General features: G+C 70.9%; 20 protein-coding genes and 3 tRNA genes. 10 read left to right on the plus strand and 13 right to left on the minus strand.

The features are described from left to right. Positions 1-57: 57 nt before the first annotated feature. Both purM and purF read right to left on the minus strand, forming a co-directional pair. A complete protein-coding gene (gene purM, locus ABZY45_RS20205) occupies positions 58-1131 on the minus strand; it encodes a phosphoribosylformylglycinamidine cyclo-ligase (protein WP_356741702.1) in 1074 nt (357 codons plus the stop codon). 57 nt (positions 1132-1188) lie between these two features. Continuing rightward, positions 1189-2715, minus strand: a complete 1527-nt coding sequence (gene purF, locus ABZY45_RS20210; RefSeq protein WP_356741704.1) for an amidophosphoribosyltransferase — start codon at positions 2713-2715, stop codon at positions 1189-1191. A 610-nt stretch (positions 2716-3325) separates the two neighbouring features. On the opposite strand from purF, the gene ABZY45_RS20215 reads away from it, so the two are divergent. Next, on the plus strand, positions 3326-3418 hold the full coding sequence (locus tag ABZY45_RS20215; protein WP_356741706.1) for a putative leader peptide: 93 nt from the start codon (positions 3326-3328) through the stop codon (positions 3416-3418). A gap of 302 nt (positions 3419-3720) precedes the next feature. Further along, the gene (locus ABZY45_RS20220; RefSeq protein WP_356741708.1) at positions 3721-5181 is read left to right on the plus strand and encodes a sulfatase-like hydrolase/transferase; all 1461 of its coding nucleotides are present in this window, start codon (positions 3721-3723) and stop codon (positions 5179-5181) included. A 39-nt stretch (positions 5182-5220) separates the two neighbouring features. On the opposite strand, the gene ABZY45_RS20225 is transcribed toward ABZY45_RS20220, so the two are convergent. The 8 genes from ABZY45_RS20225 to purS form a co-directional block, all read right to left on the minus strand. Continuing rightward, on the minus strand, positions 5221-6057 hold the full coding sequence (locus ABZY45_RS20225; protein WP_356741710.1) for an META domain-containing protein: 837 nt from the start codon (positions 6055-6057) through the stop codon (positions 5221-5223). Positions 6058-6094: 37 nt separating this feature from the next. After that, positions 6095-6895: a sterol carrier family protein gene (locus ABZY45_RS20230; RefSeq protein WP_356741712.1), complete on the minus strand. Its 801-nt coding sequence runs from the start codon at positions 6893-6895 to the stop codon at positions 6095-6097. Positions 6896-6965: 70 nt separating this feature from the next. Next, positions 6966-8171, minus strand: coding sequence for a hypothetical protein (locus ABZY45_RS20235; protein WP_356741714.1), 1206 nt, complete (start codon positions 8169-8171; stop codon positions 6966-6968). A 132-nt stretch (positions 8172-8303) separates the two neighbouring features. Next, positions 8304-9131 carry a M23 family metallopeptidase gene (locus ABZY45_RS20240; RefSeq protein ID WP_356741715.1) on the minus strand — a complete coding sequence of 276 codons (828 nt, stop codon included), beginning with the start codon at positions 9129-9131 and terminating at the stop codon, positions 8304-8306. 115 nt (positions 9132-9246) lie between these two features. Then, positions 9247-9771, minus strand: a complete 525-nt coding sequence (locus tag ABZY45_RS20245; protein WP_356741717.1) for a helix-turn-helix domain-containing protein — start codon at positions 9769-9771, stop codon at positions 9247-9249. A gap of 105 nt (positions 9772-9876) precedes the next feature. Beyond that, the gene (gene purL, locus ABZY45_RS20250; protein WP_356741718.1) at positions 9877-12126 is read right to left on the minus strand and encodes a phosphoribosylformylglycinamidine synthase subunit PurL; all 2250 of its coding nucleotides are present in this window, start codon (positions 12124-12126) and stop codon (positions 9877-9879) included. Next, positions 12123-12803 (minus strand): phosphoribosylformylglycinamidine synthase subunit PurQ, encoded by a 681-nt coding sequence (gene purQ / locus ABZY45_RS20255; RefSeq protein ID WP_356741719.1) that lies wholly within the window; start codon positions 12801-12803, stop codon positions 12123-12125. Before purQ ends, purL begins: the two co-directional genes overlap by 4 nt. Beyond that, positions 12800-13051, minus strand: a complete 252-nt coding sequence (gene purS / locus ABZY45_RS20260) for a phosphoribosylformylglycinamidine synthase subunit PurS (RefSeq protein WP_099173088.1) — start codon at positions 13049-13051, stop codon at positions 12800-12802. Before purS ends, purQ begins: the two co-directional genes overlap by 4 nt. Positions 13052-13437: 386 nt before the next feature. Here purS and ABZY45_RS20265 point away from each other — a divergent pair, with 386 nt between their 5' ends. The 8 genes from ABZY45_RS20265 to ABZY45_RS20300 all read left to right on the plus strand — a co-directional run bounded on the left by ABZY45_RS20265 (position 13438) and on the right by ABZY45_RS20300 (position 18201). Further along, positions 13438-13773, plus strand: a complete 336-nt coding sequence (locus ABZY45_RS20265; RefSeq protein ID WP_356741720.1) for an Lsr2 family protein — start codon at positions 13438-13440, stop codon at positions 13771-13773. Between the two features lie 153 nt (positions 13774-13926). Further along, positions 13927-13998: transfer RNA gene (locus ABZY45_RS20270), tRNA-Gly, on the plus strand. 79 nt (positions 13999-14077) lie between these two features. Beyond that, a tRNA-Gly gene (locus ABZY45_RS20275) sits at positions 14078-14150 on the plus strand. Between the two features lie 131 nt (positions 14151-14281). Continuing rightward, positions 14282-15244: an ABC transporter ATP-binding protein gene (locus ABZY45_RS20280; protein ID WP_356741722.1), complete on the plus strand. Its 963-nt coding sequence runs from the start codon at positions 14282-14284 to the stop codon at positions 15242-15244. After that, a complete protein-coding gene (locus tag ABZY45_RS20285) occupies positions 15241-16011 on the plus strand; it encodes an ABC transporter permease (protein ID WP_356741724.1) in 771 nt (256 codons plus the stop codon). Before ABZY45_RS20280 ends, ABZY45_RS20285 begins: the two co-directional genes overlap by 4 nt. Before the next feature lie 149 nt (positions 16012-16160). Further along, the gene (locus tag ABZY45_RS20290) at positions 16161-17483 is read left to right on the plus strand and encodes a histidine kinase (RefSeq protein WP_356741725.1); all 1323 of its coding nucleotides are present in this window, start codon (positions 16161-16163) and stop codon (positions 17481-17483) included. Next, positions 17480-18103, plus strand: a complete 624-nt coding sequence (locus tag ABZY45_RS20295) for a response regulator transcription factor (protein ID WP_356741727.1) — start codon at positions 17480-17482, stop codon at positions 18101-18103. The genes ABZY45_RS20290 and ABZY45_RS20295 overlap by 4 nt, the downstream gene beginning before the upstream one ends. Positions 18104-18125: 22 nt before the next feature. Beyond that, a tRNA-Gly gene (locus ABZY45_RS20300) sits at positions 18126-18201 on the plus strand. Positions 18202-18242: 41 nt separating this feature from the next. Here the strand turns inward: ABZY45_RS20300 and ABZY45_RS20305 are convergent. The 3 genes from ABZY45_RS20305 to ABZY45_RS20315 form a co-directional block, all read right to left on the minus strand. After that, positions 18243-19169, minus strand: a complete 927-nt coding sequence (locus tag ABZY45_RS20305; protein WP_356741729.1) for a phosphoribosylaminoimidazolesuccinocarboxamide synthase — start codon at positions 19167-19169, stop codon at positions 18243-18245. 272 nt (positions 19170-19441) lie between these two features. Continuing rightward, positions 19442-20905, minus strand: a complete 1464-nt coding sequence (locus tag ABZY45_RS20310) for a N,N-dimethylformamidase beta subunit family domain-containing protein (protein ID WP_356741731.1) — start codon at positions 20903-20905, stop codon at positions 19442-19444. Positions 20906-21205: 300 nt separating this feature from the next. Further along, positions 21206-22951 (minus strand): hypothetical protein, encoded by a 1746-nt coding sequence (locus ABZY45_RS20315; protein ID WP_356741733.1) that lies wholly within the window; start codon positions 22949-22951, stop codon positions 21206-21208. Positions 22952-23242: the final 291 nt, after the last annotated feature.

Consider the following 23242-nt stretch of genomic DNA (forward strand, 5'->3'; position numbering starts at 1 on the left):
CGGCCGTCCGGGCCGCCGCCGGGACCGGTGGTGCACCGGGCCCGGCGTGACGGGGTCCTACCGTGCGTAGCTGCCGGTCAGAGCGGCGCCCGTGGCGTGGTCGCCGCGGTCCGTGATCTCGCCGGCGACCCAGGAGTCGACACCCCGGTCGGCCAGCGTGGTCAGTGCCGCGTCCACCGAGTCGGCCGGAACGATCGCGATCATGCCGACGCCCATGTTGAGCGTCTTCTCGAGCTCCAGCTGCTCGACCTGTCCGGCCTTGCCGACCAGGTCGAAGACGGCGCCGGGCGTCCAGGTGGCACGGTCGACGGTGGCGTGCAGCCCGTCCGGGATCACCCGGGCCAGGTTGTTGGCCAGACCGCCGCCGGTGACGTGGCTGAAGCCGTGCACCTCGGTCGTGCGGGTCAGCGCGAGGCAGTCCAGGGAGTAGATCCTGGTGGGCTCCAGGAGCTCCTCGCCGAGCGTCCTGCCGAACTCCTCGACCTGGCGGTCCAGGGTCCAGCCGGCGCGGTCGAAGACCACGTGGCGGACGAGCGAGTACCCGTTGGAGTGAAGACCGGACGACGCCATCGCGATCACGGCGTCACCCTTACGGATACGGTCCGGGCCCAGGAGGCGGTCGGCCTCGACCACACCCGTACCGGCGCCCGCGACGTCGAAGTCGTCCGGACCCAGCAGGCCCGGGTGTTCGGCCGTCTCGCCGCCGACCAGAGCGCAGCCCGCCAGGACACAGCCCTCGGCGATGCCCTTCACGATGGCCGCGACACGCTCGGGATGCACCTTGCCGACACAGATGTAGTCGGTCATGAAGAGCGGCTCCGCGCCGCAGACGACCAGGTCGTCGACGACCATGCCGACCAGGTCGTGCCCGATCGTGTCGTACACGCCCATCTGCCGGGCCAGGTCGACCTTGGTGCCGACGCCGTCCGTCGCGGAGGCGAGCAGCGGACGCTCGTAACGCTTGAGCGCCGAGGCGTCGAAGAGGCCGGCGAACCCGCCGAGACCACCGAGGCCGGCGACCTCGGGGCGCTGCGTCTTCTTCACCCACTCCTTCATCAGCTCGACGGCGCGGTCACCGGCTTCGATGTCGACGCCCGCCGCAGCGTAGGAAGCACCTGTTGTCTCAGACATGGCCCGGGATCTTTCGTGTGGGAATACGGGGCTGGTGGGGAAGCCGGCCGGTCCGGGTCACGGACGACGCAGCGCGTCGGCCGCCGCGGTGGCGGCGGGGCCGGCCGCCAGCTCGGTCTCCAGCAGCTGCTTGCCGAGCAGCTCCGGGTCCGGCAGCTCCATCGGGTATTCGCCGTCGAAGCAGGCACGGCACAGGTTCGGCTTGGCGATCGTCGTCGCCTCGACCATCGCGTCGAGGGAGATGTACGCGAGCGAGTCGGCACCCATGGACGTGGAGATCTCGTCGACGGACATGCCGTTGGCGATCAGCTCGGCGCGCGTCGCGAAGTCGATCCCGAAGAAGCAGGGCCACTTCACCGGCGGGGAGGAGATCCGGATGTGGATCTCGGCGGCGCCCGCCTCGCGGAGCATCCTCACCAGGGCACGCTGGGTGTTGCCGCGGACGATCGAGTCGTCCACCACGACCAGGCGCTTGCCCTTGATGACTTCCTTGAGCGGATTCAGCTTGAGGCGGATGCCCAGCTGACGGATGGTCTGCGAGGGCTGGATGAAGGTCCGGCCGACGTAGGCGTTCTTGACCAGTCCGGCCCCGAACGGAATTCCGCTCGCCTCGGCGTAGCCGATGGCCGCGGGGGTTCCCGATTCCGGCGTCGCTATGACCAGATCGGCCTCGACGGGGGCCTCGGCCGCCAGCTTCCGGCCCATCTCCACCCGGGAGAGGTAGACGTTGCGCCCGGCGATGTCGGTGTCGGGGCGGGCCAGGTAGACGTACTCGAAGACGCAGCCCTTGGGCTTCGCTTCTGCGAAGCGAGAGGTGCGCAGGCCGTTCTCGTCGATGGCGACGAGCTCCCCGGGCTCGATCTCCCGGACGTAGCTGGCACCGCAGATGTCGAGGGCGGCGGACTCGGAGGCCACCACCCAGCCACGCTCCAGCCGGCCGAGGACCAGCGGGCGGATGCCCTGCGGGTCACGGGCGGCGTAGAGGGTGTGCTCATCCATGAAGACGAGCGAGAAGGCGCCCTTGACCTCGGGGAGCACCTTTGCGGCGGCCTCCTCGATGGTGAGCGGCTTGTCGTTCTCGTCCCGCTGACCGGCGAGCAGAGCGGTCACCAGATCGGTGTCGTTGGTCGCCGCGACCTGGGTGGCGCGGCCGTCCTTGCGGGGGAGGTCGGCGACCATCTCGGCGAGCTGGGCCGTGTTGACCAGGTTGCCGTTGTGACCCAGCGCGATCGAGCCGTGCGCGGTGGCACGGAACGTCGGCTGCGCGTTCTCCCACACCGAGGCACCGGTGGTGGAGTAGCGGGCATGACCGACCGCGATATGGCCCTGGAGCGATCCCAGAGACGTTTCGTCGAAGACCTGCGAGACCAGTCCCATGTCCTTGAAGACCAGGATCTGGGACCCGTTGCTCACTGCGATGCCCGCGGACTCCTGTCCACGGTGCTGCAGGGCATACAGTCCGAAATAGGTGAGCTTGGCGACCTCTTCGCCCGGAGCCCAGACACCGTAGACGCCGCAAGCGTCCTGGGGGCCTTTCTCTCCGGGGAGCAGGTCGTGGTTGAGTCGTCCATCACCACGAGGCACGGCACCGAGTGTAGGCGAGATCGACCACCGGTCCGAATTGGGTGACCGCCCCGCAGGGGTGCACCGGCCGGTGGGACCCGGCCGCCGGGGCGGTTTCCGCAGCGGTTCCAGGTGGCGTCGATCGGTCACTCCGGGTGATCATGACCGGCTCCCCTCCGGGGCCCGGGGACCCTCACAGGGCAGTTGATGCCGGGACGGACGGCGGTTACCGGCGGGTCCGGGCCGGTGGCGGGATCGCGCCCACGCGGGCCTCTCTCGTGGCACTCGGTGAGCCGGGGCGCGTCGCGGCCCGGGTGCTGGCCGAACGCTCGTTTCGTGGCGAGCCTCACATCGAAGGATCTCCGGGAAAAGCTCTGCGGGCTGCTTCGAGACTCCGGAAGCCGGGGTGTTCGAGCCCGGGGGCCCGGGTGTTCGGGCCCGGGAGCCGGGCGGGAGGACGGGCCGAAGGTTCGAAGGACGCCACGGCCAGCGGTTCCGGATGCCTCGGAGCGCCGACCGCTTAGGGACCGGGTTCAGGCAAGGAAGGTGGCGTTCTGTCGCCGGACGGCTCTTGTCCGCAGTTCGAGACCGGCGTTGACAGGCCAAGGGGCTCTTGGCAGGCTCCTGCCCCATGCAGCCCCTCGGTGATCATTCGGTCACGCTCGTGGAGCGCCGCCACGTCGATCTGGGACGTGTGTCGAGCGCCATCTGTCGCCACGCCTGAGCCTGCCGCATCCCTGACGCCTCGGCCCTGTCCGTGGGCCCCCGCCGGACATCCCGTTCCACCACCGAGCAGCCGTGAGGCTCGCCCGGAACTGCCGCCGGACTTCCGCGGGGATCCGCCTTCCGGGGCCTTCTTCTCCCGAGAGCTTCCCTCTTCCGGGTCAGGGCCTCAGCTCCGCTGCTGCTCTTTCCACCCTGACGTCCGGCCGCTGCTCCCTGCGTAGCCGTCCGTCGCGGTTCCCGTCTCGTTCCCCTCCTCGTACGCCGGCCCGACCGGCGTACGAGGCCTGCCCAGGAGACCTCATGACCTCTGCAAATTCGAGCACCAGTGCGGATGAGCCTTCCGGCGCCTCCCTGAGCCGCCGTGCCTTCACCACCGCCGTCGGTGCGACCGCCGCAACCGCGGCCGTAGGGATACAGGCCGCCGCGGCCCCGGCAGCCGCGGCGGAGTCCGGGAGCACGGCCCGGGAGAAGCCGTTCCGCGCCGCACGCGGCAAGCACGCGCGCCGTCCCAACATCCTGTTCATCCTCGGCGACGACCTCGGCTGGGCGGACCTCTCCTCGTACGGGGCCCCGCACATCCGCACACCGAACCTGGACGCCCTCGCGCGCCAAGGGGTTCGGTTCACCGACGCCTACTCGGGGTCCGCGACCTGCTCCCCCACCCGTTTCAGCCTCTACACCGGCCGTTTCCCGGGCCGTACGAAGGGCGGGCTCGCCGAGCCCATCGCCGACAGATCGGTGGGACTCGAGCCGACCCACCCGACCCTGGCCTCCCTGCTGCGCGGCGCCGGCTACTCGACCGCGCTGATCGGCAAGTGGCACTGCGGCTACCTGCCGGACTACAGCCCGACCAAGTCGGGCTGGGACGAGTTCTTCGGGAACTTCGGCGGAGCGCTGGAGTACTACTCGAAGCTCGGCCTCGGCGGTGAGTACGACCTGTACGAGGGCGACGCCGAGTACAAGGACCTCCGCTACTACACCCGGGTCCTGACGGAACGGGCGAGCGACTACGTACAGCGTGACCACGAGAAGCCCTGGCTGCTCAATCTGAACTTCACCACCCCGCACTGGCCGTGGATCGCCGACGGGGACACGGAGGCCTCCGCCGAGATCGTCCGCCGGATCAAGGCCGGCGACCGCTCCGCGCTCTGGAACTCCGACGGCGGCTCGGTCGAGAAGTACACCGAGATGGTCGAGGACCTGGACCGCTCGGTCGGTCAGGTGCTGAAGGCACTGAAGCGCTCGGGCCAGGAGGAGGACACCCTGGTCTTCTTCGCCAGCGACAACGGCGGTGAGCGCTTCTCCTACAACTGGCCGCTGTCCGGCAACAAGAGCTCGCTCCAGGAAGGCGGCATCCGGGTCCCCTCGGTGCTGCGCTGGCCGGCGCGCATCGACGGCCACCAGGTCAGCGACCTCCCCGTGTTCTCGCCCGACTGGACGGCGACCCTGCTGGAGCTCGGAGGCGCGCGACCGGACCCGGCCTATCCGCTGGACGGCGTCAGCCTCGCCGGATACCTGCTGCGGGACGAGAAGCCGAAGGAGCGCGACCTGTTCTGGCGCATCCGCGGTGAGCGTGCGCTGCGCCGCGGTGACTGGAAGTACTACAGGGGGAAGAACGGCGCCGACCAGCTCTTCCAGCTGGCCGATGATCAGCGTGAGCAGGCGGACCGGGCGGATGCCGAGCCGGAGCTGCTGGCCGAGCTGAAGGCCGCGTGGGAGAGGACGAACGCCGGTCTGCTCCCCTATCCGACGGGTTCCTGAGGCGCGGCCGTCGCGCTCCCGGCGGTCAGCTCCCGGCGGTCAGCTCCCGGCCGCCGGGGCCGACGCGTGGAGGCCCTCGCCGCTCTGCGCGGTGAGCGCGAGGGAGCGGTGGGCGATCGTGTACGTCGTCCTCCCCTCCAGTACGCCCATCAGCGCGCGCTCCAGCTTCATCCGCGGGCCCGGGCACATCTTCCGGGTGGAGGAGAGCGGGCCGAAGGTGATGGTGGACCCGGCGACCGCCGCCTTCGCGTGGAAGGAGTTGCAGCCGAGGCTGCCCTCGACCGAGCCGTCCTTGCCGAAGGTGAGGTGCGCCTTGTCCTCCGTACCGGCGGGCAGGGAGGCGGCGAGGCCGGCCGAGGTCAGTCCGGTGACCTTCCAGGCCGTGCCGGTGAGCGGGGCCGGGGGCTCGGAGGTGAGGGCGATGGAGTCGCCCTGCGCCGTGGTCAGCGTCAGTGTCCTCTCGTCACCGCTGCCCGCCACGGCTGCCTTCAGCTTCCCGCTGAAGGCAGCCCCCAGCGCCTTTTCGAACTGCTGCACATCCTTCTCGCAGCCCATCTCGGTGGTCGTGCCCGGCCCGACGGTGACGTGGTCGCCCTCGACACTCACGTCGGCGGTGAAGCGGTTGCAGCCCAGGTTGCCTGTGGCCTTCCCCGCGGAGTCGATCGAGACGTGGGCCGCGGCGGGAGCGGGAGTCGTCCTCCCGCCGACGGTCAGGGAGGACACGGTCCAGTGGACACCGGTCACCGACGCCTCGTTCCGTACGGTGCCGCTGCCGTCCCCGGAGTCCCCTGAGCCTGCTCCGGAGCCCGGATCCGTACCGCAGGCGGCAAGGGTGAGGAGGGCCAGGACGCTGACGGCCATACGTTGTTCGCGCATGGCCCTGGGACGGATCGAGCGGTCGATCCGGTTCCCCTCAGCCCATCAGCGGGAGCAGATGGGCGAGTTCGGCCCGCTCACCGCTCGCCCTGACCTGCGCTGATTCGAGAGCCTGTGTCCACCCCGTACGACCGGTGGCGAGCCGGATCCAGGTGAGCGGGTCGGTCTCCACGACATTGGGCGGCGTGCCACGGGTGTGCTTGGGGCCGCCGATGCACTGGACGACGGCGAAGGGCGGGACGCGCACTTCGACCGAGCCGCCGGGCGCCTTGTCCGCCAGCGCGTCGGCGAGCAGCCGGGTGCAGGCGGCGAGTGCCTGACGGTCGTACGGGATGTCGAGGCCGGTCGCCCAGTGGAGGTCGTCGGTGTGGACGACGAGCTCGACGGTGCGGGTCACCAGGACGTCGCCCAGCCGCATCGCCCCCGCGCTGGTCGCCACCAGCCGCTCGGAGCCCTCGGCAGGCACCAGCTCCGCGAACCGGGCAGCCGTCTCCTCGTAGAGGGCGTCCAGGTCGGGCCGGTCAGCGGCGAGCGCCTGGGTGAAGCCTGCGATCCCGGCGGCGTTCCGGGCGGTGGAGGACGGCCACTGGAGCAGGGTGATCTCCGGCTTGGGCCCACCGGCCGGAGCCGGGAGCTCCATCGACCTGCTGACCCGCTCCAGGACCGTCGTCAGGTGTGCCGCGAGCTCCCGCACCGTCCAATCGCCCGGCCCCGGCAGTGCGAGCTGTTCGGGCGTCAGGGCGCGGACGGCGTCCTGTACATGGGCGAACTGGGCCAGGACAGCGGTCCGGGTCCTGGAGAAGTCGTACGAACGGGTGCGCTTCTTGGCCGGTGGCATGGGGGCGAGACTAACCGGTCCCTCCGACAGCCCGGCCGCCCCCGGCCAGTGCGGACGCTCCGTCCGGGGGTCAGCTCCTGGCGAAGTCCTTCGCCTCGGGGAGGACGACATCGGTGCAGCCCCGGCGCTCGGTCACATCGTCGACGTACGCCCGGAACAGCGATTCCAGCCGGCCGGCGGCTATGCGGTCGTACGGATAGGTCACCCACAGCACATGCACGGCCGGCCGGCCGCCGCAGACGGAGGACGCCCACCAGGTCTGGTCGGAGTCGGTGCCCGCCGTGCCCGGGGTGAGCTCGGTCGGCTGCTTGAAGTGGTCGGTCCGCAGCCCTCGCGTCCCGTCGCCGACGTACGTCTCGGTCTTCACCCACCAGGGGAGGTACCTCAGCACGTCCTCCAGCGACTGCGGGTAGTCCGAGGTCCTCACGAAACCGGGATAGATCCTGCGGGTCTCCTTCTCCCCGACCGCCAGCACACAGGCGTCGTGGTCGCTCGCCTTCCCCGCCGGAGCGGCCAGCGCGCGGTCCGGAAGCCGGCCACGCTCCTCCCGGGCCAGGAAGCGCCGGTACCAGTCGCAGGTGCCGCCGGTGCTCGCCGCCGCCCCGAACTTCATCTCGGGCTCGGCGAGCTCGGCCGGAAGCCCGGGCAGGTCCGCCCGGCAGCCGGTGCGGTCCGCGGCCCGGTCCACGCCCTGGCGTGCCAGGCCGGCCAGCGTGCGCCGGTCCTCGGCCGTGACGGGTTCGTCGTACTGGGCGACGGCGGAGACCTCTATCGAGGAGACCTTCCCGCCCTTCTCGCAGACCGCCCGTGCCGTCACCTTGTACTCGTCGTACTCGCCCAGCGCGCCGTCGCCGAGCGGGTGCGGGAGGGCGTGACTCACCACGGGGCCGGGCGAGCTCTTCTCGTCGCCGTAAGGACGGCGGAACGGCTCGTCGCTCTGCTCGTCGATCTCGGTCCGGTCCTGTGCGGTCTCCTCGGCGTCCGGCTCGGCCGAACGCCGGAGCACGGCCATGGAGAAGTGCCCGTAGGTCGTGCCCGGGTCGCCGACCCGGTAGACGAGACAGCCGCTGGAGCGCTCGCCGAGGTCGGCCTCGTGTTCGTCGGAGAGCTTGACCCGGTCGATCCCGCCGCCGTTCAGCCCGAGGACCGGGTCGGGGTCGATGAGACCACCGCACGCCTCGGTGATGCGCTCACGGCTCTCGGCCCGGTCCCGGAGGTCGATGACCTCCTGCACGAAGACCCAGAGGCTCAGGCCGATGCCCGCCACGGCGAGCACGCACAGCAGCTTGTTCGCGGCTCCGCGCCATCGTTCGCGCCCCGGCGAAAGCTCTGGTGGCTCCGCCGGTCGCGGACCGCGTAGATCATCCATCGTCGTCCCCCCGTACACACCGCACGCAACGGTCCCAAGCTAACAGCCGGTACTGACAGCCTCATCGGCCGTGAACGTCTCTCCTCCGGCGGGTACGCCGATGCCCCGCCAGGTGAAGGGGATTCCCCGTGCGGTGTCGAGGTCCGGGTGGTCCATCAGCTGGAAGTGCACATGCGGTTCGGTGGAGTTGCCCGAGTTCCCGCACCGCGCGATCTGCTGGCCGGCCCGCACGGAGTCCCCCGCCCGCACGAGGAGCGAACCGCGCCGGACGTGGGCGTACGCGGCGTACGTCCCGTCACCGAGGTCGAGCACGACACGGTTGCCGCAGATCCGGCTCGCACCGGCCAGATCCCGGACAGCCGCCTCGATCAGCATGAGATAGGCGAGCGCGGGACCCGAGTTCCGGCTGAGGTGATCGCGCTGCCCGTCGCTCGCGTGCACCACGGTGGCGTCCGCCACCGCGAGGAGCGGGGCGCCGAAGGCCGGGAAGTCGCGGTTGGGCCGGACGACGGGCCACAGCCACCGGAACGGCGGGCGGCTCTCTCCCTCCGGTTCGGCGACGATGTCGATCGCGTACGACTGCCCGTATGCGTGCGTGCCGTGGCTGGGCACTTTGTCGGCGGGGCTGTTGAGAGCGGTCCAGCGGCCCGCCACCGGCGGACCGACCTCCACGGCGGGCCGGGGGTGCGCCCCGGCCCGGCCGCCGGCACGGCTCACGACGAGACCGATGACCAGGGCCGCACCCGCCGGCAGGAACACCAGGGCGAACGGGTCCAGCGGCCCCGTGAAGGACGTGACGACCACCAGCGCGACGAAGGCGATCCAGCAACAGCGGTACAGGACCATCGCGGCTTTGCGTGCGGACATGACGTCCCCCTCATTCGTTTCGGTCAGGTCGTGGGCGCTGGTCGGGTCGTTGGTGTTGGTCGCGTGACGGTCGGCTCGTTCGTGCTGGTCGGGCTCCGCAGGGCCGACGGGCTCCTCAGGGCCGGGCGGCCGTGAGGACCACCAGCAGGGGCACCACCCGGGTGCCGGCCACCTCGTAGCGTCCGCGCCCGGTCGTGTGCAGCCAGCCCGCCGCGGTCAGCAGGCGCAGATGGTGGTAGATCTGGCCGGTCGTGCCCGTCTCCTCCAGCTCGGCCAGCTCGGCCGCCGTGCGGCGGCCGCCGAGGATCTCGCGGAGCAGGCGCAGCCGGACCGGGTGCCCCAGCGCGGCGAGCGGCTCGGCGGCCTCCGACCAGTCGGTGCGGTCCCCCTCCTGGCCGAGGAGCCCCGCTGTCAGCGCGCCGTACTGCCACTCGTACCGCTCACCGGCCGGCAGCCTCACCGCGCCCGTGAACAGCACGCCTCCGTCGGCCGCGGCCTCCCCGACCTGTCCGAGCTGGTCCTTCAGCCCGTCCAGCGCCCAGAAGTCACCGTCGCCCAGGCTCGGAGGTCCGGCGTCCGCCGCCCGCTCCAGCGCGGCCAGCCGGCGTTCCAGCTCGGCGACGCGTTCCTCGAGTTCCACAGAACACAACCTTACGTAATTACGTAACATCCATCAACGGTTTTCGGTGAGAACGCCGAAGCCCCCGCCCGGTCGACCCGGACGGGGGCTTCGGAAAGGCGGAAATCAGGCGAACAGACCCTTCAGGGTCCCCTCGTGCGCCTCGTGCAGCTCGCTCAGCGGGATGCTGAACTCGCCCTGGATCTCGATCTCCTCGCCGTCCACGACACCGATCCGGGTCACGGGCAGACCCCGCGCCCCGCACATGTCGTTGAAGCGGAGCTCCTCGCTGCGCGGGATCGAGACGACCGCGCGGCCCGCCGACTCCGAGAACAGGAAGGTGAACGCGTCCAGACCGTCCGGCACGACCAGCCGGGCACCCTTCCCGCCGCGCAGGCAGGACTCGGTGACCGCCTGGATCAGGCCGCCGTCGGAGAGGTCGTGCGCCGCGTCGATCATGCCGTCACGCGAGGCCGAGATGAGGATCTCGCCGAGCAGCTTCTCGCGGCCCAGGTCCACCTTCGGCGGCATGCCGCCGAGGTGCTGGTGGATGACCTCCGACCATGCCGAGCCGCCGAACTCCTCGCGGGTCTCACCCAGGAGGTAGAGCAGCTGGCCCTCTTCGGCGAAGGCGACCGGCGTACGCCGGGTGACGTCGTCGATCACGCCGAGCACCGCGACGACCGGCGTCGGGTGGATCGCCGTCTCCCCGGTCTGGTTGTACAGCGAGACGTTGCCGCCGGTGACCGGGGTGCCCAGCTCCAGGCAGCCGTCCGCGAGGCCACGCGTGGCCTCGGCGAACTGCCACATGACGTCCGGGTCCTCGGGCGAACCGAAGTTCAGGCAGTCCGAGATCGCCAGCGGCTTGGCACCGGAGGCGGCGACGTTGCGGTACGACTCCGCGAGCGCCAGCTGCGCGCCCGTGTACGGGTCGAGCTTGGCGTACCGGCCGTTGCCGTCCGTCGCCATCGCCACGCCCAGGTTCGACTCCTCGTCGATCCGGACCATGCCGGCGTCCTCGGGCATCGCGAGCACGGTGTTGCCCTGCACGAAGCGGTCGTACTGGTCGGTGATCCAGGACTTGGAGGCCTGGTTCGGGGAGCTGACCAGCTTGAGGACCTGCTCGCGCAGCTCGGCGCCGTCAGCCGGGCGGGCCAGCTTGCCGGCGTCGTCGGCCTGCAGCGCGTCCTGCCAGGACGGGCGGGCGAACGGCCGGTGGTACGTCGGGCCCTCGTGGGCGACGGACCGCGGGGGTACGTCCACGATCTGCTCGCCGTGCCAGAAGATCTCCAGCTGCGAGCCCTCGGTCACCTCACCGATGACGGTGGCGATGACGTCCCACTTCTCGCAGATCTCCAGGAAGCGGTCCACGTGCTGCGGCTCGACGATCGCGCACATGCGCTCCTGCGACTCGCTCATGAGGATTTCCTCGGGCGAGAGGGAGGAGTCGCGCAGCGGCACGGTGTCCAGCTCGACGCGCATGCCGCCGGAACCCGCGGAGGCCAGCTCGCTCGTGGCACAGGAGAGCCCGGCGCCGCCGAGGTCCTGAATGCCCGCGACGAGCTTCTCCTTGAAGATCTCCAGGGTGCACTCGATGAGGAGCTTCTCCTGGAAAGGGTCACCGACCTGGACGGCCGGGCGCTTCGCGGGCCCGGTCGACTCGAAGGTCTCCGAGGCCAGCACCGAGACACCGCCGATGCCGTCGCCGCCGGTGCGGGCGCCGTAAAGGATCACCTTGTTGCCGGGGCCGGAGGCCTGGGCGAGGTGGATGTCCTCGTGCTTCATCACGCCGATGCAGCCGGCGTTGACGAGCGGGTTGCCCTGGTAGCAGGCGTCGAAGACGACCTCGCCGCCGATGTTCGGCAGGCCGAGGCAGTTGCCGTAGCCACCGATACCCGCGACGACGCCGGGCAGGACGCGCCGGGTGTCGGGGTGGTCGGCCGCACCGAAGCGCAGCGGGTCGACGACCGCGACCGGACGGGCACCCATGGCGAGGATGTCGCGGACGATGCCGCCGACGCCGGTCGCCGCGCCCTGGTAGGGCTCGATGTACGAGGGGTGGTTGTGCGACTCGACCTTGAAGGTGGCCGCGTAACCCTGGCCTACGTCGACCACACCGGCGTTCTCGCCGATGCCGACGAGCATCGCGTCGTTGGCGGGGACCTTCTCGCCGAACTGCTTGAGGTGGACCTTGCTGCTCTTGTAGGAGCAGTGCTCGGACCACATCACGGAGTACATGGCGAGCTCGGCGCCGGTGGGGCGGCGGCCCAGGATCTCGCGGATCCTGGCGTACTCGTCCTCCTTGAGGCCGAGCTCCTTCCAGGGCTGCGCGGCGTCCGGGGTCTCGGCCGCGTGCTTGACCGTGTCCAGGCTCATGCGTTGACCAGCTTCTTGATGATCGAGGTGAAGAAACCCAGGCCGTCGGTGCGACCGGTGCCGATCAGCGGCTCGACGGCGTGCTCCGGGTGCGGCATCAGACCGACGACGTTGCCCGCGGCGTTGGTGATGCCGGCGATGTCGCGCAGCGAGCCGTTGGGGTTGACGTCGGCGTAACGGAAGGCGACGCGGCCCTCGGCCTCCAGCTCGTCGAGCGTGCGCTCGTCGGCGGTGTACCGGCCGTCCACGTTCTTCAGCGGTACGGAGATCTCCTGGCCGGCCGAGTAGTCGGAGGTCCAGGCCGTCTCCGCGTTCTCCACCCGCAGCTTCTGGTCGCGGCAGATGAAGTGGAGGTGGTTGTTGCGCAGCATCGCGCCGGGCAGCAGGTGTGCCTCGGTCAGGATCTGGAAGCCGTTGCAGATGCCGAGGACCGGCAGACCGGCCTTCGCCTGCTCGATGACGGTCTCCATCACGGGCGAGAAACGCGAGATGGCGCCGGCGCGCAGATAGTCGCCGTAACTGAATCCGCCCGCCAGGATCACCGCGTCGACCTGGTGGAGGTCCTTGTCACGGTGCCAGAGGGATACGGGCTCGGCGCCCGCGATCCGTACGGCCCTCAGGCTGTCCTGGTCGTCGAGCGTGCCGGGAAAAGTGACGACGCCGATACGGGTGGTCACTTCTCCTCCTCCACCTTGACGGTGAAGTCCTCGATGACGGTGTTGGCGAGGAAGGTCTCGGCGATCTCGTTAATACGGGCGAGGGCGGCATCGTCGACCGGCCCCTCGACCTCGAGCTCGAAACGCTTTCCCTGACGAACGTCCGCGATTCCGTCGAAGCCGAGACGGGGCAGTGCGCGCTGCACAGCCTGTCCCTGCGGGTCGAGGATCTCCGGCTTGAGCATGACGTCGACTACGACGCGTGCCACTGGCACTCCCGGTGGTGTGGTGCGGCTGTGTCTCCGAGGGGTTCCCCAGATCCCCGCGGGTCCTATCAGCGTACCTGGCCGGAAATTCTACGCGGGTAGATATCGGGCGGACCCGATCACGCCGTGATAACGGACGCAGACAACGCACAGGAAAAGTTCAGGAAAAAAATCTTCGGCCGCATTGCGCAGGGGCACGCGGAGGCAACACGCTGATGTAATTGACCGGGCTTCACAATGCGGCTCCTGCCGCTGTACAAATGAATACCGGGGAAAGCACGATTGCCCCGGAACAGTCGACACCAGTCGATCCGTATCCGCCCAGCCGCCCGAAGGCCGGCATCAACGCATGCCAGACGCGACGATGCCGTAGGAAAGGACCGATATCCGTGGCTCAGCGCGTAGTGGTCACGCTCTCCGACGACATCGACGGGGGAGAAGCGGCGGAAACGGTCACCTTCGCCCTGGACGGGAAGTCGTACGAGATCGATCTCAATCCCGCCAACGCAAAGAAACTGCGCAAGACGCTGGCCCCGTACGTGGCCGCCGGCCGAAAGCAGACAAATACCGGCAAGCGTGGCAGACCCCCCGTCTCGTACCACCACACCTCCCTCGCACCGGACCCAGCGGCTGTACGCGCCTGGGCCCGCTCGCACCGGATGGAGGTGCCGGCCCGCGGCCGCATCCCCAAGAAGGTCTACGAGGCGTTCCAGGCCGCGAGTTGAGGGCAGCGCCCGGAATGCCCCCTTCCGGTTCCCTCTCCGCCAGACCCCCCGAGCAACGCCCCGGAGAGCCGACTTGCACAACACCCCTGCAGGTCGGCTAGAGTCTGGAGCACGCCGAAGGGCAAGGCCGAAAAGCCGGGTCCGACGCAGCGTGCGGGTGTAGTTCAGTAGTAGAACATCCCCCTTCCAGGGGGAAGGCGCAGTGTGCAATTCCTGTCACCCGCTCTGCACTGCCTTACCGATCCACTCAGTGGATCAGGTAGAGTAGTGAGCGCTCCACCGGTGAAAGCCGAGTGGCAGCAATGCGGACGTAGCTCAGTTGGTAGAGCGCAACCTTGCCAAGGTTGAGGTCGCCAGTTCGAACCTGGTCGTCCGCTCTTGATTCAGAGGCCCCGGTCGATATCGACCGGGGCCTTTGACGTTTCCCGCTGCCGGTCATGACGTTTGTCATGCGCAGTGATGACAGCAAGCACTGCCCCAGGCCGCGCCCCGGCGGAAGTCTGGGGGTATGACCAGCGACGACATTCCGATCACGAAAACCGGTGACCCCGACGCCGCCATCGAGGCAGAATCCGCCCGGCGGCGGTACGCGGGCGGATTCGAGGCAGTGAGAGGGATCTCATTCTCGGTGGCACGCGGTGAGCTCTTCGCCCTGCTCGGCACGAACGGCGCTGGGAAGACCTCCACCGTCGAGCTCCTGGAGGGCCTGGCGCGTCCGGACGGCGGGACGGTGCGCGTCCTCGGCCGTGATCCGTACCGCGAACGGGCGGCCGTCCGGCCCAGGACCGGGGTGATGCTCCAGGAGGGCGGCTTCCCGTCCGATCTGACCGTCGCCGAGACGCTGCGGATGTGGGCGGGGTGCACGAGCGGGGCGAGGCCGCCCGGCGAGGCCCTCGACATGGTCGGGCTCACACCGAGGGCGCGGGTCCGGGTCAAGCAGCTCTCCGGCGGTGAGCGCCGCCGGCTCGACCTGGCGCTGGCCCTGCTCGGCCGGCCCGAGGTCCTCTTCCTCGACGAACCGACGACGGGGCTGGACGCCGAGGGAAGACGCGACACCTGGCGGCTGGTGCGGGAGCTGCGGGACGGCGGCACCACCGTCCTGCTGACCACGCACTACCTGGAGGAGGCCGAGGCGCTCGCCGACCGGCTGGCGATCATGCACCAGGGCCGCATCGTCACCTCGGGCACGATCGCCGACGTCACGGCGGCGCGGCCCGCGCGCATCCGCTTCGACCTGCCCGAGGGGGTGCCGCCCGGCCGCCTCCCGCTGTCCCTGAAAGCGGCGGCCGACGGCCGGCGGATCGACATCCGCACCCACCGGCTCCAGGAATCGCTGCACGAACTGCTGTGCTGGGCCAAGGAGTCGCAGGTGGACCTGCGGAAGCTCGATGCCCGCTCCGCCTCGCTGGAAGAGGCGTTCCTCGACATCGCACAGACCCCGGCAACGTCGGAAAGGGTGGGGACGGCATGACGGGCACCACGGCTTCGGGAAGGCTGACCGCCCTCGGACGGGCGGAGCTGACCCTCCTCGTACGCAACAGGACAGCGGTGTTCGTGGCGCTGCTGATGCCTCTGCTGATGATCGTCGCGATGAAGTCCTCCCTCGAGCAGGTCGACCTCGGCGGTACAGGGCTCTCCGTCGCCGGACTCGCGCTGACGGGCGGACTCGGCATCGTCCTGCTCCAGGTCGTCTACATGAACCTGGTGGCCTCCTACGTGGCCCGCCGCGAGGAACTCGTACTCAAGCGGCTCCGCACAGGAGAGGTCTCCGACCGCGAGATCCTCACGGGGACCGCGCTCCCCTCCGTGCTGCTCGCGTTCGCGCAGTCAGCGCTGATGATCGTTGTCGGCGGGCTCGCCTTCGATCTGGGGGCGCCCGAGCGGTTCGACCTGCTGCTGGCGGGGTTGCTGCTCGGAGCCGTGCTGATGGCGGCGCTCGCGGCGGCCACGTCCGCGCTGACCCGCTCGGTGCAGACCGCCCAGCTCACCACCCTGCCGCTGTTCATGGTCTCGTTGCTGGGCTCCGGGCTCTTCCTGCCCCTGGAGATCTTCCCCGGCCTGGCCGCGTCGCTGTGCGAACTCCTGCCCCTGACCGGCGTGATGACGCTCGTACGGGCCGGCTGGCTGGGCGCCGGAGCCGGCGACGACGTCCTGGGCGCGGCGCTGTCGGCGCTGGCCTGGACGGCGCTGGCCGTGTTTGCTGTCCAGCGGTGGTTCCGGTGGGACCCGCGGCGCTGAGGGAGGGCTCCCTGCGGGAGCACGGCGCTGCCAGGGTCGGCGGAGCCGGATCACGACATCGGGCGGAGGCCCGAGTGAGGACGGGGAACACCGTGGCAGAGGTGATGACGGGCAGCAGCCCCGGGAAGACACGCCGATGGGATCGGGCAATGAGCTTCGGGGGCGGGCGGTCCGCCAAAAGCGACACCGCCAAGGTCGAGCTTTACACGCGCGCCACCTTCCAGGCGATGGCGGGTCTCGAATTCGGGGCGCTCGGCGTGCCGCTGCTCCTCCACGACCGGCAGCCTTCGGGCGCCTGGCTGTGCCTTCTGTTCCTCGTCCACTCCGCCCTGTGCGCCGTGCTGTCCTGCAGGGCCCTCGACTGGCGGCTCGGACACCGGGAACGCCCGGTCCGGCTGACGGTGGCCTCCGCCGTCGCGACGGGTGCCTCACTCCTCATGCTCGTCCTGCTCCTCGACACCGGGACGGTCAGCAAGGAGGACGACTTCGGCATGCTGCTGATGGGGGTCTCCGCCTTCGGCCTGGGAGCCCTCTCCGTCGGTCTGCGCACGACCCGCGAGCGGGTGTGGCTGGTGCTCGGCGCGGCGACGGCCACCGCCGTGGCGACGGCGGCGCTGGGCATGGGATGGCACCAGACCTGGCTCGACTTCGTCGGCGTCGCCTGCGCGGGTGCGCTGTTCGTCGTCACCTACGTCTTCTCGGCCTGGCTGGCCGGTGTCGTACGGCAGCTGGACGCCGCCCGCGAACTCCAGACCCGGGTCGCGGTGGCGGAGGAGAGGCTGCGGTTCGGGCGTGACATGCACGACGTGATGGGGCGCAATCTGGCGGTCATGGCTCTGAAGAGCGAACTCGCCGTCCAACTCGCCGAACGGGGACGGCCGGAGGCCGTTTCGCAGATGGCCGAGGTGCAGCGGATCGCGCAGGAGTCGCAGCGCGAGATCCGCGACATCGTCCGCGGATACCGGGAGGCGAGCCTGCGCACCGAACTGGAGGGCGCGCTCAGCGTCCTGAAGGCCGCCGGGATCGACTGCGTGGTCCACGGCCTCGACGACGGGGACACGGCGCTTCCCGCCGAGCTCCAGTCCGCGCTGGGGTGGGTGGTGCGGGAGGCGACGACGAACGTCCTGCGGCACGGTGACCCCCGCAACTGCGTCATCCGCATCTCCACGGCCGACCGGTCCGGCGGAAGGAAGAAGCGCGGGAACGCGCGGCAGGAAGAGGTTGTCCTCATGGTGCAGAACGACGGCGTGCCCGGGCCGGCCGCCCCGGTCACGGGCGGGAAGGCCGGCCCCCGCGCCGCACCCGGAACCGGGCTGGCCGGGCTGCGGGAGCGGCTGGCCGCGCACGACGGCACGCTCGAAGCGGGCACCGATCCGTCCGGGGACTTCTTCCGGCTCACGGCACGGGTGCCCCTGCCGGAACAGGATCACGCCCCCGGCCGCCCCACCGACGACGACGAGGCCGCCGCATGACCACAGGACAACAGCCCGTGCGGGTCCTGCTCGCCGACGACGAGCACCTGATCCGGGGCGCGCTCGCCGCACTGCTCGCGCTGGAGGACGACATCGTGCTGGTCGCCGAGGCGGCCACCGGTCCCGAGGCGCTCGCCATGGCGCTGGCGCACCGACCGGACGTGGCGGTCCTCGACCTGGAGATGCCCGGCGCGGACGGTGTGAAGGTCGCCACATCCCTGCGCACCGGACTGCCCGGCTGCCGGACCATGATCGTGACGAGCCACGGCAGACCCGGCCATCTCAAGCGGGCCCTCGCCGCGGGGGTCCGGGCGTTCGTGCCGAAGACGGTCAGCGCCCGGCGCCTCGCGGAGATCATCCGCACCGTGCACGCCGGAAACCGTTATGTGGACCCGGAGTTGGCGGCCGACGCCATCTCCGCCGGGGACTCCCCGCTGACCGCCCGGGAGGCCGAGGTGCTGGAGTTCGCCGCCGACGGTGCGTCGGTCGCCGAGATCGCCACACGGGCGTCGCTGTCGCAGGGCACGGTGCGCAACTACCTGTCGGCGGCGGTCTCCAAACTCGGGGCCGAGAACCGTCATGCGGCAGTGCGTCTCGCGCGGGAGAGAGGTTGGGTATAGTAGGCAGCGCGCTGCGGCGCATGCGAACGTAGCTCAGCTGGTAGAGCGCAACCTTGCCAAGGTTGAGGTCGCGAGTTCGAACCTCGTCGTTCGCTCCACACAAGAAGGCCCCGGTCCTCAGGACCGGGGCCTTCTTCCGTCACATCCCCTGGGCCGGCCAGCTGAGACCGGTCAGAAGCTCGTACGCCTCAAGGTACTTGGCCCGCGTCGCGTCGACGATCTCCTGCGGCAGCGCCGGCGGCGGCTGCTCGCCGTGCCGGTCCCAGCCGGAGGCCGGAGAGGTCAGCCAGTCACGCACGAACTGCTTGTCGTACGAGGGCTGCGCCTTGCCCGGCTCCCAGCTCTCGGCCGGCCAGAAGCGCGAGGAGTCCGGGGTCAGCACCTCGTCCGCGAGGATCAGCTCCTCGCCGCCGTCCGCGGTGGGAGCGAAGCCGAACTCGAACTTCGTGTCGGCCAGGATGATCCCGCGCTCACGGGCGATGTCCCGGGCCCGGCCGTAGACGTCCAGCGTCTTCCTGCGCAGCAGGGCCGCCGTCTCGGCGCCCACCTCGCGGGCGACCTCCTCGTACGACACGTTCTCGTCGTGATCACCCACCGCCGCCTTGGTGGCCGGGGTGAAGATGGGCCCGGGCAGCTCGGAGCCGTCGACGAGGCCCTCGGGAAGGCCGAGACCGCAGACCGTGCGGTTCGCGTTGTACTCGGTCAGGCCGGAGCCCGTGAGATAGCCGCGCGCCACGCACTCGACCTGGACCATCCGCAGCGAACGGCAGACCAGCGTGCGGCCCGCCCAGTCGGCGGGTGCCCCGGCGGGAAGCTCCGTCGACAGGACGTGGTTGGGGACGAGATCGGCGAGCTTGTCGAACCACCACAGCGACAGCTGGGTGAGCACGCGGCCCTTGTCCGGGATCTCGGTGGGCAGGACCCAGTCGTACGCGGAGATACGGTCGCTGGCGACCATGACGAGGTCGCCCGCCTCGTTCCTGTACAGGTCGCGCACCTTGCCGGTGTGCAGATGGGTGAGCCCCGGTACCTGCACGGGCTCGGGCTTTTCTACGAAACCGGACACGCTGCCTCCGCGTAGGTTGATCCAGGAGTCGTTCCGATTGTCCCGCATGCGAGGAGAGCGCGCCGACAGGGGTCGCCAGGTGGACCAGGTCGGGGCTGCTGGAGGCGAGCGCGGGCGGTTGACCACTCGTACGCCGTGGGCGGGGGCCGAGGAAGGGCGCGGTTCCGCTTCTCGGTCCCGGGCCGTGGCCCCGCGTCCCGGTCGCGCGGGTTCCTGCGTTGCGCTCCCGTGCCCCGGCCAGGCGTTGCGGTCCTTCGGGCCGGGCCTGCGTCTCAGTCGCGCTTGCAGATCCGGTCGAGCAGGTTGGCCGTGGCCCGCTGGATCCTCGTGTCGACGTGGCCGGGCCGGTCCAGTGCGGGGGACCAGGCGAAGGTGCCCGAGGCGAAGACCAGCGCCCCCGAAGGAGCGCGGTACAGCGAGGTCTCCTGGTGCCGGGTGGCCCCCTCGCTGTCGGCGTACGGGGAGTGCGCGAGCAGCATGCGGTTCTCGTGCTCCGGCAGCGACGTACGCGGGAAGTAGCGGTCGGCCTCACCGGCCACCAGACCGTCGATCTCGTCGCCCTCGCCCGCGCCGGTGGCCTCCCAGAGCCAGTGCCCGGCGTTCCGTACGACCAGAGGGTGGGGTTCGGGGACCCGGCCCGCGTACTGGATGCCCAGCAGCTGCTGTTCGGCCCGGTCCACCTCGCGCCACAGGGCGGGCTTTCCGGGGCCGCGCCGCTTGCGGCAGGTGAGCAGGCGGTCGGGGACACCGGAGGGGGACGGCCCGAGGCCGACCTGCCAGTACATGGTGTTGGCCGAGAGGAAGACGAGTGAGGTGCCGGTGTCCCGGGCGAGCTCGGCGGTACGGCGCATGGGCAGCGACCAGTACTCGTCATGACCGGGGAAGACCAGGCCGCGGTACCGGCTGGGGTCCACGCGGCCGGCGTGCAGATCGCGTGCGTCGGCGTACGCGAGGTCGTAGCCGTAGCGCTCGGCCCAGCGGATGAAGTCGTAGGCGTGGCCGACGTGGAGGGGCAGACCGGCACCCGCGTACGGACGGTCGAAGGAGATGGTGACGGCGGCGTCCTCCTCACCCAGCAGCCGGCCCTGTTCGTCCCAGGCGTGGTAGAGGCTCGCGCCCGTACGGCCGTCCTCGGGGTAGAGGTTGTACGCCTGCCAGGTGATGTCCGGGAGCAGGAGCAGGAGATCGGCGGGGTGGTTGTCGCGGACCGTGAAGGGGACGTGCGAGCGGTATCCGTCGGCGGTGGTGAGGACCGCGACGTACGCGCCGACCGACCAGTAGCTGGGGATCTGGAGCCGCCAGGAGAGCCACCAGTGGTGGCAGGACACCGTCCGCTCGGCGGTCAGTGGCGGCGGCTGGACGATGCCGGAGAGACGCGGACTCGTGGTGATCTTGGCGGCGCCGTCGCCGGCGTAGTGCCCGATGCGGTAGACATCGACGGAGAACTGCTGGGGTGGGTCCACGGTGATGTGGAAGTCGATCGCCTCGCCGGGTGCCGCCGCTCCGGGGGACGCGAACCCCTTGATCTGCCGGCGCACGTCGTCGGCGGTGCGCGTGCCGCCGCCGGTTCCGCCGCGGCCGAGGGCCGGGTCGGCGTACCAGGGAACCACCTGACCGGTGTCGTCGAAGTAGGTCTCGCTGCCGCGAAGCCAGGGCAGCGGGCCCTGCCCGAAAGGGTCGCTCACGGCATGCGCGAGGGCACCCGATTCCCATCGCCGGATCTGCTCCGCCCCCATCCCGCACCCCTCCCTCGTCCCCCGAAAGCTGTGGGACGCCGTACACCGACGCCGTTCACAGCACATCACATAACGCATGCACTCCGTCACCGTTCGTCGCGAATCGACGTGAGCGGAGCGAAATCTTCCGGGTATGGGACGCACATCCAGGACATATGGGCATCTGCATGGACGCACGATCGTTCAACCGAGCGCCTCGGCGTGATGCGTCCCCACTCCTGGGATGTGCGCGTCAGCGCAGGCGCGGCGTGTGCTTCACCCAGGCACGCATGTGCGCTCCAGCCAGGCGCGAAGTCTGCCTCAGCCCAGGCGTACGGGCTTGTCGGTCCGTACGCCGACCGCGGTGAGCCACGTGCGCAGCGGCTCCGCGTCGCCGTCCTCGACGAGACTGAGCACGGGGGCGCCCAGGTCCGATCTGCGGCCGCCGGCGACCAGCAGCGCGGGACCGTCCAGCCAGTCGAGCCCCGGGGCCGCCCCCGCCGTGTCCACCGCGGCACAGCAGACCATCGCCACGACATGGTCGGTGAGCAGCTCGGTGCCCGTACGCGGCGGCTGGAGAGGAAAGAGCGGGAGCGGGGCGGGGCCCCAGAGATCCAGGGGGTCCGGGTCCGCCCCGGCCGGTGCGCCGGTCTCCGGAGCACCGGAGCCGCCGTCGGTCCGGGGCCGCTCCGCCTCCGCTTCGTCGCGGGCGACAGCGGCTCCGATCCCGGCCGCGAGCGCGTCGCTGTCGGCGCCCGGCGTCGCGAGGTGGTCGATGACGCGGGCCAGCGTGGGCACGGCCGAGCCCTCGGCGCCGCGCGCCCCCGGCCCGCCCACGGAGACGCTCGTGGCCACGCCCAGGGCGTCGAGCACCCGGTGCAGGCGGGCGGCCTCCGTACGCCACTTCCGGTCCACGACCTCCTCCGGATACTGCTGCCAGTCGACGGGGGACCAGCCGGGGCCGGTCTCCGCAGGACCGCCGTGGAAGAGCCGCGCGGCCAGCAGGGAGGCCGCCTCGTCGGCCGCGCCCGGTTCCTCGATCAGATCGCAGGCGGGGCGCTCACCCAGCCGTGAGGCGAAGCCCTCGGCGAGGCTGTCGCGGCGGGAGAGCTCCGTGAGCGCGGAGACGACTCCGGCGTCGAGCTGGGACGGCCACCGGCCCATCCGCCAGGCGGGAAGGGCGACCCGGGTCAGCAGACGGTCCCAGCCGGCGTAGGCCAGGCCGACCTGCTCCTGTGCGACGATCCGCAGGCCGTAATCCACGTCCTGGGCGCGCCCCGAGGCCGCGGCGGCGACACAGCGCTCCATCTCGGCCGCGTGGCCGCGGCAGCCGCGCAGCATCAGCCGGGCGATCCAGCCGACGAAGGCCGCGTACATCCGGCGTACGAGTCCCCGGCCCGGCTGGGAGGCATCGGCGACCGCGGCGTCCAGCCCGCGGACGAAGCGGCGGGCGGCGGCTATGTCAGGGTGCGCGGACGGCCCGGTGCCCGCGACGACGGGCGCGAGCACCGCGCGCAGCTCGGCGACCCTCATCCACCAGAGGAAGGGAGAGCCGATGACGAGAACGGGAGCCGCCTGCACCCGACGGCCGCGCCGGGCGCCTGCCGGCCCCTTGGCATCCTTGGCGAGGCCCATCGCGTTCGGCTGTGCCGCGGGGTGCGTGCGGTCCTCCAGCCAGCTGTCGCAGTCCGGGGTCAGCTCTATGGCGGAGGGGGCCGGGACGTCGAGCCGGTCGGCGAGGTCACGGACCAGCCGGTAGAGGTCGGGGGCCGCTGCCTCCGTGAGGGGCACGGTCGGGCTGACGGCGGGCCTCGCCCGCGCCACGGCGAGGGCCACCGCGGCGGCGATCAGCAGGACCGCGACGGCGCAGGCCGTCACGACCCAGCTCACCGTCGCCCACGCGTCACCGCCGATACGTCCCTGGGCAACCGCGACGAGCAGCACGACCGCCGCGCCCGCCGGCAGGATCGCCAGGGCCGTCGCTCTGCTGCGGATGCGCAGCAGAGCCATGGCTCTGGCCCGCGCTGCGTGCGCACCCAACTCCTCAACCGAACCGGAACCGGACACGGCTGGACGTCACCCCCTCTGCCCCCGCGACGGTGTTGGTCACTCCCCCACTGTGGCACCCGCCACCGACATCGCAATGCCGGTGGGCCAAGTGCCGGAATGCCTGCGCCGCACCCTAGTTGGGGCCTCGGCGGGCGTCATCCGGATGGCCGAGTCGTCACCCGATGGAATGGCTTTGGGTAAAGCTGCTGACGCGCCGGTGTACAGGGGTTCGGTGGTACCGGCGCCGTTCCGGCCGCCTGCGCGACGGGTCCGCCCGGGCCCTCCATTCATGCCTGTGCCGGGCACTTC

This window comes from Streptomyces sp. NPDC006516 (genome assembly GCF_040611875.1).
GTDB lineage: Bacteria > Actinomycetota > Actinomycetes > Streptomycetales > Streptomycetaceae > Streptomyces.

Bases quoted from the DNA above. Each gene is read 5' to 3' on its own strand.
- purM (WP_356741702.1), bottom strand. From the start codon at position 1,131: ATGTCTGAGACAACAGGTGCTTCCTACGCTGCGGCGGGCGTCGACATC.
- ABZY45_RS20215 (WP_356741706.1), top strand. From the start codon at position 3,326: ATGCAGCCCCTCGGTGATCATTCGGTCACGCTCGTGGAGCGCCGCCAC.
- ABZY45_RS20220 (WP_356741708.1), top strand. From the start codon at position 3,721: ATGACCTCTGCAAATTCGAGCACCAGTGCGGATGAGCCTTCCGGCGCC.
- ABZY45_RS20225 (WP_356741710.1), bottom strand. From the start codon at position 6,057: ATGCGCGAACAACGTATGGCCGTCAGCGTCCTGGCCCTCCTCACCCTT.
- ABZY45_RS20230 (WP_356741712.1), bottom strand. From the start codon at position 6,895: ATGCCACCGGCCAAGAAGCGCACCCGTTCGTACGACTTCTCCAGGACC.
- ABZY45_RS20240 (WP_356741715.1), bottom strand. From the start codon at position 9,131: ATGTCCGCACGCAAAGCCGCGATGGTCCTGTACCGCTGTTGCTGGATC.
- purL (WP_356741718.1), bottom strand. From the start codon at position 12,126: ATGAGCCTGGACACGGTCAAGCACGCGGCCGAGACCCCGGACGCCGCG.
- ABZY45_RS20280 (WP_356741722.1), top strand. From the start codon at position 14,282: ATGACCAGCGACGACATTCCGATCACGAAAACCGGTGACCCCGACGCC.
- ABZY45_RS20285 (WP_356741724.1), top strand. From the start codon at position 15,241: ATGACGGGCACCACGGCTTCGGGAAGGCTGACCGCCCTCGGACGGGCG.
- ABZY45_RS20290 (WP_356741725.1), top strand. From the start codon at position 16,161: ATGAGCTTCGGGGGCGGGCGGTCCGCCAAAAGCGACACCGCCAAGGTC.
- ABZY45_RS20295 (WP_356741727.1), top strand. From the start codon at position 17,480: ATGACCACAGGACAACAGCCCGTGCGGGTCCTGCTCGCCGACGACGAG.
- ABZY45_RS20310 (WP_356741731.1), bottom strand. From the start codon at position 20,905: ATGGGGGCGGAGCAGATCCGGCGATGGGAATCGGGTGCCCTCGCGCAT.